This window comes from Acinetobacter sp. RIT698 (assembly GCF_009668065.1).
Classification (GTDB): domain Bacteria; phylum Pseudomonadota; class Gammaproteobacteria; order Pseudomonadales; family Moraxellaceae; genus Acinetobacter; species Acinetobacter guillouiae.
Genome location: NZ_WJYH01000017.1, coordinates 1 through 13,344, shown reverse-complemented (window position 1 = coordinate 13,344; position 13,344 = coordinate 1). Strand labels below are relative to the sequence as shown.

General features: G+C 37.4%; 13 protein-coding genes. 7 read left to right on the top strand and 6 right to left on the bottom strand.

What is annotated here, in order from left to right; translation table 11 throughout:
* Window positions 1–155: 155 nt before the first annotated feature.
* Window positions 156–1,010 (top strand): hypothetical protein, encoded by an 855-nt coding sequence (locus GJV03_RS09535; protein ID WP_154129958.1) that lies wholly within the window; start codon window positions 156–158, stop codon window positions 1,008–1,010.
* Between the two features lie 111 nt (window positions 1,011–1,121).
* Here the strand turns inward: GJV03_RS09535 and GJV03_RS09530 are convergent, their stop codons facing one another.
* Window positions 1,122–2,006, bottom strand: coding sequence for a LysR family transcriptional regulator (locus GJV03_RS09530; protein ID WP_004721080.1), 885 nt, complete (start codon window positions 2,004–2,006; stop codon window positions 1,122–1,124).
* Window positions 2,007–2,441: 435 nt separating this feature from the next.
* Here GJV03_RS09530 and GJV03_RS09525 point away from each other — a divergent pair, with 435 nt between their 5' ends.
* From GJV03_RS09525 to GJV03_RS09500, 6 genes are all read left to right on the top strand, one after another.
* Window positions 2,442–3,128 (top strand): hydrolase, encoded by a 687-nt coding sequence (locus GJV03_RS09525; protein WP_004821006.1) that lies wholly within the window; start codon window positions 2,442–2,444, stop codon window positions 3,126–3,128.
* Between the two features lie 39 nt (window positions 3,129–3,167).
* Window positions 3,168–5,042: an amidohydrolase gene (locus GJV03_RS09520; protein ID WP_154129957.1), complete on the top strand. Its 1,875-nt coding sequence runs from the start codon at window positions 3,168–3,170 to the stop codon at window positions 5,040–5,042.
* Between the two features lie 57 nt (window positions 5,043–5,099).
* Window positions 5,100–5,264 (top strand): DUF1427 family protein, encoded by a 165-nt coding sequence (locus tag GJV03_RS09515; protein ID WP_004721074.1) that lies wholly within the window; start codon window positions 5,100–5,102, stop codon window positions 5,262–5,264.
* Window positions 5,265–5,302: 38 nt separating this feature from the next.
* The gene (locus tag GJV03_RS09510) at window positions 5,303–5,980 is read left to right on the top strand and encodes a YoaK family protein (protein ID WP_227515068.1); all 678 of its coding nucleotides are present in this window, start codon (window positions 5,303–5,305) and stop codon (window positions 5,978–5,980) included.
* 48 nt (window positions 5,981–6,028) lie between these two features.
* The gene (locus GJV03_RS09505) at window positions 6,029–6,736 is read left to right on the top strand and encodes a YoaK family protein (RefSeq protein WP_154129956.1); all 708 of its coding nucleotides are present in this window, start codon (window positions 6,029–6,031) and stop codon (window positions 6,734–6,736) included.
* A gap of 266 nt (window positions 6,737–7,002) precedes the next feature.
* Window positions 7,003–8,265 carry a carbohydrate porin gene (locus GJV03_RS09500; RefSeq protein WP_004721069.1) on the top strand — a complete coding sequence of 421 codons (1,263 nt, stop codon included), beginning with the start codon at window positions 7,003–7,005 and terminating at the stop codon, window positions 8,263–8,265.
* A gap of 189 nt (window positions 8,266–8,454) precedes the next feature.
* Here the strand turns inward: GJV03_RS09500 and GJV03_RS09495 are convergent, their stop codons facing one another.
* Genes GJV03_RS09495 through GJV03_RS09475 form a run of 5 tightly spaced genes read right to left on the bottom strand, consistent with a single transcriptional unit; the run spans window position 8,455 to window position 12,857 of the window.
* Window positions 8,455–9,165, bottom strand: a complete 711-nt coding sequence (locus GJV03_RS09495) for an amino acid racemase (RefSeq protein WP_056510580.1) — start codon at window positions 9,163–9,165, stop codon at window positions 8,455–8,457.
* Window position 9,166: 1 nt separating this feature from the next.
* Complete coding sequence (locus GJV03_RS09490; RefSeq protein WP_154129955.1) at window positions 9,167–10,189, bottom strand: D-cysteine desulfhydrase; 1,023 nt, start codon at window positions 10,187–10,189, stop codon at window positions 9,167–9,169.
* Window positions 10,190–10,206: 17 nt separating this feature from the next.
* The gene (locus tag GJV03_RS09485) at window positions 10,207–10,998 is read right to left on the bottom strand and encodes an ABC transporter ATP-binding protein (RefSeq protein ID WP_105712833.1); all 792 of its coding nucleotides are present in this window, start codon (window positions 10,996–10,998) and stop codon (window positions 10,207–10,209) included.
* Window positions 10,998–11,777, bottom strand: coding sequence for an ABC transporter permease (locus tag GJV03_RS09480; RefSeq protein WP_056510591.1), 780 nt, complete (start codon window positions 11,775–11,777; stop codon window positions 10,998–11,000). The genes GJV03_RS09485 and GJV03_RS09480 overlap by 1 nt, the downstream gene beginning before the upstream one ends.
* Before the next feature lie 9 nt (window positions 11,778–11,786).
* Window positions 11,787–12,857: an ABC transporter substrate-binding protein gene (locus GJV03_RS09475; protein WP_154129954.1), complete on the bottom strand. Its 1,071-nt coding sequence runs from the start codon at window positions 12,855–12,857 to the stop codon at window positions 11,787–11,789.
* Window positions 12,858–13,344: the final 487 nt, after the last annotated feature.

Genomic DNA, 13,344 nt, shown 5'->3' with positions numbered 1-13,344 from the left:
AGGTCAATGCAAGTGGGTATTTAAAATAACTATAACAGAAGCAATCAGCACAGCTCTATCTGTTATATATTTTTTCTAAAATTTTGTGGCTATATTTCTTTTTGATTTCTTTCCAAAATAGTCGCACACGATGCAGTATACAATGAGGCAGGGATATGTTTGTGACGACTCAGTTGAATGTGCTCACACAAGTTTTATGTGAGCATGGTTGCTCTGAAAATGTGATAGAGCAACTCAATCAAAGATTTGTAAACTTAGAAGCTACATTGTTGCGTGCCAAAGTCTTACGTGAATTTTCAAAAAAGAAAAGTACAGCGATTATCCAATCTGCAATTACTTCAAATCATTTAAGTCTGGCTTATTTGTTTTCACCGTTTATTTTGGCGAATTTAAATCAAACAGTGCTTTACTCAACAGTTCTGACTGCGCAAGTTCAAGATATTTTAAAACCTTATTATCAGGTGGAAAAAACCATGAACTTGACCAAGGATGATGTCGTTCTAGAAAGTTTAAATCTATTTTTAGACCTACAAGATCAAACATGGGATGCACAGGAATTTGTTTATTTTCAGTTGTTCAAAGCACTGACTCAGGCAGAAGTTGATCGTATCTTTTTAATTACAGATCAACCGATCAATCCAGATTATTTGTTTGAAATAGAATGTTTTTTTAAGGTTCGAATTTTCTTGGTAAATCCCGAAAATGATCAAGATGGTCTAAATCTGCAATTAGATCATCATGATCATAAATTAAACATGCAGAAGCTTTTGTTTAAATATAAAGATGATTTTTATGTGGCTTTATGTCGTAAATTTTCAGAAATGAATGCTAAAATTTTAAATTTATCAGGTCTTTATGATTTAGCTCAAGCGCAAAACCTAGTCGAAGATATGTTTTATTCTGAACATATTTATGAAAAACTATCGGTTTATGCTGAATATATGCAAACACGATTACAGAACAATGTGTTTAGTCCCAAATTCAAATCTGTGTCAAGTTCGCAAGCTTAGATGCTGAATAATTGCATAAACAACACTTTGTTAAATTGCTATCTATAAAGATACAACATGAGCCGTGAATACTTAGTTATTAGGTTAAAGTCTAGTCTAAAGCTTTATATTTTAGCGATCAGATAAGTGTTTTTTGAGATGATCTAAAAAGAGCTTCACTTTTTTTGGAATCTTTTGTTGAGATGGCGTAATTGCATAAAAATAAAGTTGCTTTGAATGATAGTCTTCTAAACAACGAACAATTTTTCCAGCATCTTGATCTTTTTTTGCTAAAAAATCGGGTAAAAATATAATGCCTTGATCTTGTTTACAAAAATCTAAAAGGAAATCGCCACTATTGCATGTCAATTTCGGCGTACAGTAAATAGTTTCTTCTTTTTTATTCTTATTCAGCACAATTTTAGTACTTGAATCCGTTTGTGAATACAACAATAAACTGTGCTGTTTTAACTCATCAATTGTATTGGGTACGCCATATTTTGCAAAATAAGCTGTAGTTGCATAAAAATGTCGATGATAGGTACTAAACAGGTGAGCATTACGCTGATCAATATCCTGACTGATTCTTAGAACAATATCATATTGATCTTCACTGATATTTAAAAACTTATCTGAAAGTAACAAGTCTATTTTGATATTGGGGTACTGTGTCATAAATTTAGAAATGATCTCGGTAAGATGCGCATGTCTAAATGAATGAGGTGCATTGATTCTGAGTTTACCCTCGGGATATTTCTGGTCGTGAGTAAAGTCACTGGTTGCCCATTCAAACTCACTCATAATGACTTTAGAGTGTTGATAAAATTTTTCACCTGAATGAGTTAAATCCATTTTGCGGGTATTGCGGATGAACAGGACCGTATTAAAAATAGTTTCCAGATGGCAAATTCTTTTCGCAACTTGATCTCTAGTAATGTTTAAGTGACGTGATGCACTGCTGAAATTTCCATATTCAACGACACTAATAAAAGTATTGATACAGTCTAATTTATCCATTTAATTTTAAAGTACTCTTCACTTGAATGATGAGGGGCTGTTGACATTTCATAAATAGCTTGCGTTGTAAGCTAAAATTGAGCAGACAAGGCATGAAAAGAAAAGAATAGCGAGACTATTTTCGAGTTTCATAACGTAGGCTGAGATAATTTTAGCCACAACCCTTCGGGACTAGTGTGGTTTTTGCCGCTACTTCGTTACGAACTATTCATTTAGAATGACTAAATTTCATATTTCGTGCCTTGCATCATCTAAAAACCACTCGAAGTCGCAAACATAGACGAATTGTCAACAGCCCCTAAAGTAACGCATCATCCTATGCTGATCAATCATTGTATCTTTTTAGGATACAGTTTGTATTTAAAATAGTGTCTAGTGGTTTACGTGTATTTTTGCTTTTATATAAATTCCTTTATAAATGTGTTGCGAATCAAAATGAATAAAGCATTTTTAGAACAACTTACACCTCAAAACTGTCAAATCATCTTTATTGATCAACAACCACAAATGGCTTTTGGCGTACAGTCAATTGATCGTCAAACTTTAAAAAATAATGTGGTGGGATTGGCTAAAGCCGCTCAGGTTTTTAATATTCCAACCACCATTACAACAGTAGAAACAGAAAGTTTTTCAGGACACACTTTTCCAGAATTATTAAATGTGTTCCCTGAAGCCCCTTTACTCGAAAGAACCTCTATGAACTCATGGGATGACCAAAAGGTTCGTGATGCATTGGCAGCCAATCATCGTAAAAAAATTATCGTATCGGGTTTATGGACTGAAGTTTGCAATATTACATTCGCTTTTGGTGCAATGCTGGAAGGTGATTATGAAATTTATATGGTTGCCGATGCTTCAGGTGGAACTTCAAAAGAAGCACATGATTATGCGATGCAACGGATGATTCAAGCAGGCGTGGTTCCTGTAACCTGGCAACAAGTTTTACTTGAGTGGCAACGTGATTGGGCACATCGTGAAACTTATGATGCAGTGATGGACATTGTGCGTGAACATTCGGGTGCATACGGTATGGGCGTAGATTATGCATATACTATGGTACATAAAGCGCCAGAAAGAACCACAACGCAACATGAAGTTATTGCACCTGTGTCAGCAAAATAAACCTTATGGATATAAATATTCATCTACATGGAGATGATCATGACAGATGTACAGTTAATTCTTAAGAACGGCAAAATTACCACGCTTGACCCGAAACAACCTGAAGTAGATGCAATTGCGATCGCTGATGGAAAAGTGTTTGCCGCGGGTGATGAAAATAGCATCATGAAGTTGGCCAACGACTCGACAAAAGTGATTGATTTAAATGGTCGTCGCGTTATTCCCGGTTTAAATGACAGCCATCTCCATATTATCCGTGGCGGGCTTAACTATAATATGGAGTTACGTTGGGAAGGGGTCCCGACTGTTAAAGATGCTTTAAACTTACTCAAAGAGCAGGCAGAAAATACGCCAGCACCACAGTGGGTACGTGTTGTCGGTGGGTGGACTGAATTCCAATTTGCAGAAAAGCGTTTACCAACTTTAGCTGAAATCAATAAAGCTGCACCTGATACCCCTGTTTTTATTCTGCACTTATATGCAAGTGCAATGTTGAACAGAGCAGCATTAGATGTCTTAGGTTTTAATAAAGATACTCCTGATCCACCCGGGGGCAGAATAGAACGCAATGAAAAAGGCGAGCCAACAGGTTTATTATTGGCAACGCCTTCTGCTGCAATTTTGTATTCAACACTGGGTAAGGCACCCAAATTACCCGTCGAAGATCAAGTGAATTCTACCCGACATTTTATGCGTGAGTTAAATCGGCTCGGTGTCACTTCTGCGATAGATGCCGGAGGGGGTGGGCAAAACTATCCAGATGATTATGCAGTGATCAATCAATTGCATGAAAAAGATCAAATGACCGTTCGTATTGCTTATAACCTCTTTGCACAAAAAGCCGGTGAAGAGTTAGAAGATTATCAACGATGGACAGAAATGACGTTTCCTGGTGATGGTGATGCATTATTGATGATGAATGGTGCGGGTGAAAACCTGACTTGGTCAGCTGGTGATTTTGAGGATTTTTATGAACCTCGCCCAGATCTTCCAGAAAAAATGGAAACTGAATTAGAAGCTATTGTTGAACATTTGTCTGAGAAGAAATGGCCGTTTCGAATTCACGCCACCTATGATGAAAGCATTAGTCGATTGCTCAATGTTTTTGAACGTGTCAATGGTAAAAAGCCATTTGAAACCCGTTTTATTATTGACCATGCAGAGACGGTTTCAGAAAAAAACATAGAACGGATTGGTGCCCTCGGTGGAGGAATTGCCATTCAACACCGTATGGCGTATCAAGGCGAAATCTTTGTTCAGCGTTATGGTGCCGATGCAGCCAAAGACACGCCTCCGGTAAAAAAAATGCTTGAGTTGGGTGTCCCAGTGGGCGCTGGAACAGATGCGACGCGTGTTGCATCATACAATCCTTGGGTCTGTTTGGCATGGTTAACCACAGGTAAAACTGTGGGTGGTTTTACTTTATATGATGAGAAAGACTTACTTGATCGTCAAACAGCGTTAAGACTATGGACCAAAGGATCTGCTTGGTTTTCAGGCGAGCAAAACCATAAAGGCGCTTTAGTCGCAGGGGAACATGCAGACCTAGTTGTACTCTCAGATGACTATCTCACTGTTGAGGGCGATGAAATTCAATTTATTGAATCAGTCATGACGGTGATGGACGGTAAAGTGGTCTATGCGGGTGCCGAATTTAAGCAACAAGATCCACCGATTCCACCCGCTTCGCCTGATTGGTCACCAGTCAAGCGATTTGGCGGGCAGTGGCGCCACTCTGAAAATCGTAATGCGCCTTCCTTACAACCCTTACAAAAAGATTCAGCAGTGTGTGCATGTTCTAGCAGCTGTGGCATGCATGGACATTCGCATGCATGGATGCTTGATGTTCCTATCAATGATCAGGATAAAAAATCATTTTGGGGCGCATTAGGCTGTTCTTGTTTTGCTTTTTAAAACCAACCTAAAAAATTCCATCTGAAACTAGGTGGAATTTTATTGGGGGAGAAATTTATGAAAATCTATCTGATCTCTTTGGCCGTTGGGTTGTTGGTTGGCGTGTTGTATTACCTATTAAATGTGAAATCTCCAGCCCCCCCTTTTGTGGCCCTATGCGGTTTATTGGGGATGGTTATTGGCGAACAACTCATGCCAATGATTAAAAACTTATTATCCTAACGATAGGGTGATGCAATAACAGGAGAAAGGGGCAAATGATGCAATTCAGACTAAGTAAGTTATTGAGCTTCAATGCAGGCTATGTCGATACTGCAAGCTTTCTCGCATTGCATGGCTTATTTTCTGCCCACGTGACAGGTAATTTTGTAACATTAGGCGCGGCTTTAGTCTCCGAGAGTCAAACAGGTGCTTGGGCTAAATTGGCAGCACTACCGATGTTCTGTATTACAGTTTTATCGGTCAAATTGTTGGATCAAAAGTTTATCCGACATCAAAATAGTTCATATGCGTTTTTTCTAAAACTGATGTTTTTGCTTTTTAGTATTGTCGCCGTATGTTCCTACTTTTATTTGCCCTTTCCGAAATACGATACCATCATGAGTTTCACTGTAGGCATGTTGTTGGTGGCGGCTATGGCGATTCAAAACGCGATGCACCGTATCCATTGGACGAAAGAATCACCAACAACCGTGATGACGGGTGCTACAACACAATTGATGTTAAATATTGCCGAGCTTTTTTCCAAACCTTCTCAGGAAAAAAGACTGCAAATTCGACAGAGTATTGTTGCAATTTTTCCAACCATGTTGAGTTTTGCACTGGGATGCGCAGTTGCCGCAATCGTATATAAATTTGCACTACTGTGGTTATTTTTGCTTCCCCCAGTTTTATTGCTGATGATTTACATCAATCGGGACAACTATAAAAAAGCTTAGGTTTTGAAAGATCCTAATTCTAATTAATTATTGAATGACGAGTAGAACATGGAAAATATACAAACGACGCCGCCGAGTGGGTTTTGGAAAACATGTCGAGATCCTTTGTTATTGACAATTGTGGGTGGCGCAATTGATACCATTGGCTTTATCGCACTGTTTGGTTTTTTTACTGCGCATGTCACAGGAAACTTAGTCTTAGCTGGTGCTGCTTGGGTCAAAGGTGGGCCTGGGATTTGGATTAAGCTTGGGGCAATTCCCTTATTTATTCTGACTGTTGCCATCACCAAATATTGGATTGATCGTAGCGTACAAAAACATACCACCTTAAGTTATTTATTTTTGGGGGAAGCAATTTTTTTAATTGGGTTTATGCTTGCAGGTTTATATTTTGAACCGTTTAAAGATGCCAATAGTGTCACTGTCGCAATTACAGGTGGTTTAGGGCTGATCGCCTTAGCTATTCGTAACATTTCAAGTAAAACCTTAATTAAACATATTAGTCCGAGCACCATGATGACGGGAAATACAACACAGTTAGGTATAGATATTTCTAATTATTTAAGAGATCGGAACCATAGCAATATGCAAAAGTTACAGCACAGTTTCAGCATTGTGGTGGGTTTTGTGATTGGCGCATTTTTAGGTGCTTTTTTATATGTGTATCTAGATTTCTGGAGTGTCGCTTTCTTTGTGGCACCCGTGTTGTATCTGTCTTATCTCGCAGCCCAGCAAAGATTTGTCCAACCAAGCTAGTGACTCAATGATGAATAAACGTCAATGAGTAATCATGCTTAATGGAGTTTTGTCATGATTATTGTGACCACGTAGGCGCTTAAAAATTCCCTCAAATATTTATTGGAACAATCGTCTTTTAGTTAAATCAAGCCTTGATTGATTTAACTCGCATTCATCATTCACATTTTTGAGAAATCCAAAAATTAAACCATGTTTTGTCGAATAGCAAAACCAGCATCTGTCATTTATTTAAATTATGGACTTTGCAAAATTAAGGTAAACCTATGTCAAATTTGATTAAATTTACAATTTCTCTTGTTTCATTGCTCAGTATACAGTTACATGCTGCTCAATACAGCTTAGACAAAAATAGTCCTTATTTGTTTGGTGATTGGGAGGGGATGCGGACTGAACTTTTAAAGCAAGGCATTAAATTAGATGCAAACTTGATTGTAGACAGCGCTTATTTAGTTGATGGTGGCTACAATCCGGGGAGTGATCCTAAATATGCCAGTCAATTTTTAATTGGTTCAACTTTAGATTTAGAAAAGCTGGCAAATTGGGAGGGGATCACATTAAGAGCAACAATCACAGCAAGACAAGGACAAAGTTTATCTTCAGAAGGTATTTCTGATCCATCCGCACCACAGCTTGCCAATGTTCAAGCAAATTATGGTCGTGGCAACAGTAAAAGTCGATTGACCGAGTTTTCTTTGGAGAAAAACTTTAAAGAACAGGGGCTCAGTATTAAATTAGGGCGTTTGGGAATGGGTACAGATTTCAATGTGATGTCTTGTGAATTTCAAAATAATTCATTTTGTGCTACGCAAATGGGAAAATGGCAAAGCGGAATTTGGTATAACTCTCCAATTTCTCAATGGGGTGGTCGTTTAAAATATCAATTTCACCCAGAACTCGCCTTACAAATCGGTGTTTATGAATATAACCCTCAAAATGCTTTAGAACGGCATGGCTGGAATCTGAGTACCCATCAAGCTGATGGTGTCACCATTCCGTTAGAGATGATCTGGCAACCGAAATCATTGATCAATGCATTAGCAGGAACTTATCGCGTAGGGGCAATATATAACACTGCAGATGAAACTAAAAATCAAAAGGATATACGGACGGGGCAGCAACAAAATCATACCTATGGCGCTTGGTTTAATTTTGACCAGCAACTTACTTCAGTTGGTGTAGGAAAGCAGGGCTTACACAGTTTTGCAAATTTTACATTCCATAGCCGTACCACCAACAAGGTGGATCAGTCTCAACAGATCGGTCTAAAGTATTATGGGGTGATAACCAGCCGAGCTGAGGATAATTTGGGTTTTGCGCTTAATCGTATTCATATCAATAATCGTTTTGCAGATGATAAGAAACAAATTAATGCTGATGCCGAATATAATATTGAATTAAATTATAGTTATTATCCAACAAAATGGCTGATGTTACGTCCAAGCCTGCAATATATTGTTCATCCTGGTGCAACACATGATATCAACAATGCTTGGGTTTTGGCATTGGGGACAAAGCTTAACTTTTAGAATCAAGAATAGTTAATTAAATTTTATCAATGCATGCTGATGTTACGAACACTAGGTATTTATCTATATTGATTATAGATGGGTTTATATACTGCTTGATCCATGCTTATGCCATATAATGTAAGGCAATAAAAAGCCGAAAATAATTCAAAGTATTCTCTTAAATAGAAAATGAAGACTGATTTATTTTTAGTAAAACCACCTTACACAAGCATCTGCTAAAAGTTGCGTAGTATCGAAGCTTACATTTAAAATTGGAGATTGAATGGCGTGTAAGCCCAAGGGAATTTCTGTACAGGCTAAAATAATTGAACCTGCACCTACATCCATAAGCCGTTGACTGAGTTCTTGAAAAATGATACCTGCTTTTTCTGATTCATTCCGTTTAACAGCATAAACTGCAGGCATAAATTTTTTTTCAATTTCTTCTTCAGAATTCATTACATAAGGGATGTTATATTTACTTAATTCACGTTGATATAACTCGGTAGAAAGGGCGCCTTTGGTTGCTAAAATTCCAACTTTATCACCATATTTATAATGATCCAAAATCTGTTGTACAGTAATTTCAATCATATTTAAGATTTCAATATTGGTCTGTTGTTGTAAGTCAGCATGCCAAAAATGTGCGGTGTTACATGGAATTGCCACTTTAGCAACACCACTACGTTCTAAAATTTTTAATCCATGTAACATGGCTTTGAAAGGACTTTCACCTAAGTTTTTAAGTGCAAGTTGTCGGTCAGGAATTCCACCATGATTCCAAACAATAGTTGGAATATGTTCCTGATCTTTAGTTGCAGGGCTTGCATCGAGCAGGCGCTGTTGAAAATCAACTGCAGCACCTGGCCCCATGCCACCCAGGATTCCGAGCGTAGGAAATTCTGAAAAATCAATCATTTTACAAGCGGTATGCGTCTTTGTGAGAGAATGCTTTACGGTACCCAAATAAGCCTACAGCACCACCAGTATGCAGAAAGATCACTTTGTCGTTTTTAGTGAAATAACCTTGGCGAATTAGGCCTACTAAACCTGCAAAACCTTTACCTGAGTAAACTGGGTCAAGCAAAATACCTTCAGTTCTGGCAAGGAGTTCAACAGCTTCAACCATGCTGTCTGTTGGGATACCGTAACCTTCGCCAACATAGTCACTATTTGCCACAACTTTTTCACGTGCGATAAGATCAGCACTCAAACCAAGATGTTCTAAAGTTGAGCGAGTAAGTTTATAGACGTTTTCTTCTTGTTTAGATTTTTCAGCACGAACGCTGATACCTAATACAGGTAAGTTAGAATTTGTTGCAACAATACCCGCTAAAAGACCTGCTTGAGTTCCAGTACTCCCTGTTGCATGTACAAGATGAGTTGGTGCAAGTTGGATCTGGTTGAGTTGGTTAATTAATTCAATTGCAGTAGATACATAACCTAAAGCACCAATAGCGTTTGAGCCTCCACCTGGAATAATATAAGGACGTTCACCTTGTGCTTCTAATTCTTCTGCTTTCGCTTCTAAAGCAGCAGCCATGTCTGTGCCGCCAGGAACAACTTCAATTGATATGGCACCTAAAATTTCGTCCAGCAATAAGTTCCCATTGTTGTAATATTCATCTGCAGCATCACTGACGCGTTGTTCAAGTAAAACAGATGCTTTTAAGCCAAATTTATTTGCTGCAGCAATGGTTTGACGAACATGGTTAGATTGAGTTGCACCTTGAGTAATCACATGCGTTGCGCCTTTTGCAATTGCATCGCCTATTAAAAATTCTAATTTACGGGTTTTATTTCCACCAGTAGCAAGACCTGTTGCATCATCGCGTTTGATATAAATTTCAGGACCGTTTAATGCTTTGGTTAAGTTAGGTAAAAACTCAAGAGGAGTAGGTGCATGAACAAGTTTAACGCGGGGTAAATGACTTAATAACATAAAAGTGTCCTGTAGATTTAGTGTATGTAATCAATCATGCGGTTAACTTCTTTGCGCATAATTTCTAAAATATGTTTTTTGGCTTCAATGAATTCTGGCTGTGGAGCAATATTTTCAATCGTACGTGTATGGGGTAAATTGACTTGAATATCTTCTGCAATACGTCCAGGATGTCCTGCCATTAAGATAATGCGATCTGCTAAAAGTAAAGATTCGTCTATATCATGAGTGACAAATAAAACGGTCGTTTTGTTATCTTGCCAAAGCTTAGTTAATGTTTCCTGCATCAAAATACGTGTTTGAGCATCCAAAGCACCAAAGGGTTCATCCATGAGTAAAATTTTTGGTTTCATGACCCAAGCACGGGCAAGTGCAACACGTTGTTTCATCCCCCCTGAAATTTGCCAAACGCGATGATTTTCAAATTTTTTTAAACCTGTTTTTTCTAAGTAATATTCAGTTTGTTCGGTAATGTATTTAGGCTCTCCCTTTAATTGCTTAAGGGGAAAATAAATATTTTCTTTCACTGTAAGCCAAGGGAATAATTGTGCTTGTTGGAATACAACAGCTCGATCAATGCCTGGTGCTGAAATAGGTTGACCATCTACATAAATGTTACCAGAGCTAGGTTTTTCAAAACCTGCAAGTAAGTTCAAAATAGTTGATTTACCGCAGCCAGATGGACCAAGTAAACAAACGAACTGACCCTCAGAAATTTCTAAGTTAATGTCTTTTAGAACCGTATTTTCAGATTTGTTTTGCTTGAATGTTTTTTGAAGATTATTTAGCTGAATAAATGCTTGAGTCATTATACTTTTCCTGTCCAAGGTGCCCATTTTTGCTGTGCTTTTACAATGAGCCAATCTAAAATAAAGCCAATTGTTCCAAGTAAAATAATACCGACAATCACAACATCAGTACGTAAGTATGAGCCCGCGTTAATGATCATCCATCCTAAACCTGACGTTGCAGCAACCATCTCAGCCGCAATTAATGAGGTCCAACCAATACCAATCGATAAGCGAATCGTGGTGAAAATTTCAGGAAGTGAAGAGGGTAAAATGACACGAAATAAGATTGATGCTTTTCCTAGTCCCATTGTTTGTGCAGCTTGAATTAAACCCTGTGGAACGTTTTGGCTTGCTGCAGTTGCGCCAACAATTACACTAAGTAAAGTAGCAATAAAGATTAGGAAAAATTTTGATGCCTCACCAATCCCCAACCACACAACAACTAATGGGATTAAAGCAATTTTAGGAATAGGGCGTAAAAATTGTACGAATGGATCTAAAATGGCATTGAGTACAGGACTACGGCCCATTAACAACCCCAAAGGAACACCAATAATAATGGCAATGAAAAATGCAAAAAATGCACGTGCCGTACTTACTAAAATGTGTTGATAAAATGGAGCATCTCGATAACCGTTTTGAAATAAATCTAAAACTGTATCTACTATTTGTAAGGGGGATGGCAATAAAATGGGTGACACAAGTTTAAAGGTACACACAAGCTGCCAAATAACAACAAAAGTGATTAGTGATAATGCACTAATTACTTTTGCTTTAAACGGGTTCAACTGACTCATTCTATAACCTTATTTAGTTGCTTCGATAAGGTATTTACTGTCGATATTGGGCGCATAACTTTTTGGAACATCAGACTGTTTTAGCTCGCCGATACCGACTAAAAATTTAGCAATATCTTGAGTTGCTTTTGCCAAGCCTGAGTTTTCATCGTTTGATGTTGTACCTAGATACTTTTCAGATGCTTGATCTTTCAAAGGAATGTAATCAATACCTGCCAATGTAGTTTCAACTTGCTCGTATGGAAGGTTTAAGTATTTAGAAATTTTTTCAGAAGCTAATTTCGGATCTTTTTTATATTCATCAACTTGTTCTTGGTATGCTTTTAAAAACTTAATCACAAGATCGGGGTGTTTTTCTGCAAACTCTTTGCGGACAGCGAAGTTGTTATAAACCAAAATGCCTTGTTCATTTAGTGTCGTTGTACGATAAATCTCTTTGCCACTTTGTTTTTCTAATTGTTGTGTAAATGGGCCCCAAACATAGGCAGCATCAATATCGCCACGAGTCCATGCAGAAACAATTTCAGCAGGTTTAAGTGGTAATAATTTGATTTTTGATTTATCAATTTTATTTAATGTAAGTGCTTGTTCTAATGCATATTGTGCAGTTGAGTTTGCAGGGAAAGCAACTCTTTTACCCACTAAGTCTTGTAGAGTTTTAATTTCAGGTCGAACAATCAAACGCTCTGCACTTGAAATTAGACCCTCTAAGCCAATGACTTCAATGGGTAATCCGCGAGTGATCCCTGCAACAGCTGGACTTGAACCAAAACGGGCGATATCAATTTCATTGGCAGCAAAGTAATTAATCACATCTGCTCCCGATGCAAATTCAACCCACTTAATTTTGGTGCCTAAAGCTTTTTCAAAATCTCCGTCGGCTTTACCTAGGACCCAGACACGGGGACCACCACCCCAAGCAAAACGGACCTCTTGTGGTTGTTCTGCTGTTTGTGACGCTTCAGCTTTGGGTTCATTGTTTTGTGGCGATTTATTTCCACAACCAACTAAAAGTGTAAAACTGAGAATACCGAGGGACAAAGCCAAATTTTTAAAATGAAAACCTGTTGTATTCAACATTTTTCTTTCCAGTGTTTTTGAAATTTCTCCGATCTTAATGAGAATTTTAAATTAATAAAAATATGAAAAAATGGAATAGTTATATATAAAATAGATGTTATCTTTATGAATAAAAAAGAAATATTTATAGTTTTTAAAAGTAAAGATTATACCTTGTAGTCAAATTTTTAAGATGATGTGCTTTTAAAGCATAGGTAGAAATTTGATTATAAAATCATTTATTTAAATAATTGATGATCACATTCTGATTACTTCAAGTAAAAAATATCAAAAATACACATGCTGGTTTTCGTATTGATAAGTACTTTCGGACCAAGCCTATAAGTTTAATTAAAAAGGGTGATTAAAATGAGAATGATCAATTAACAAACAAACTAAAATTTGGTTTGATTAACATTCATTTAACTTATCTAACTAGGTATATGAATTTTAAACCATTATTAGATTAGGAGGTAATGAACATGTGCTTGATCAAAATTGTGGAATA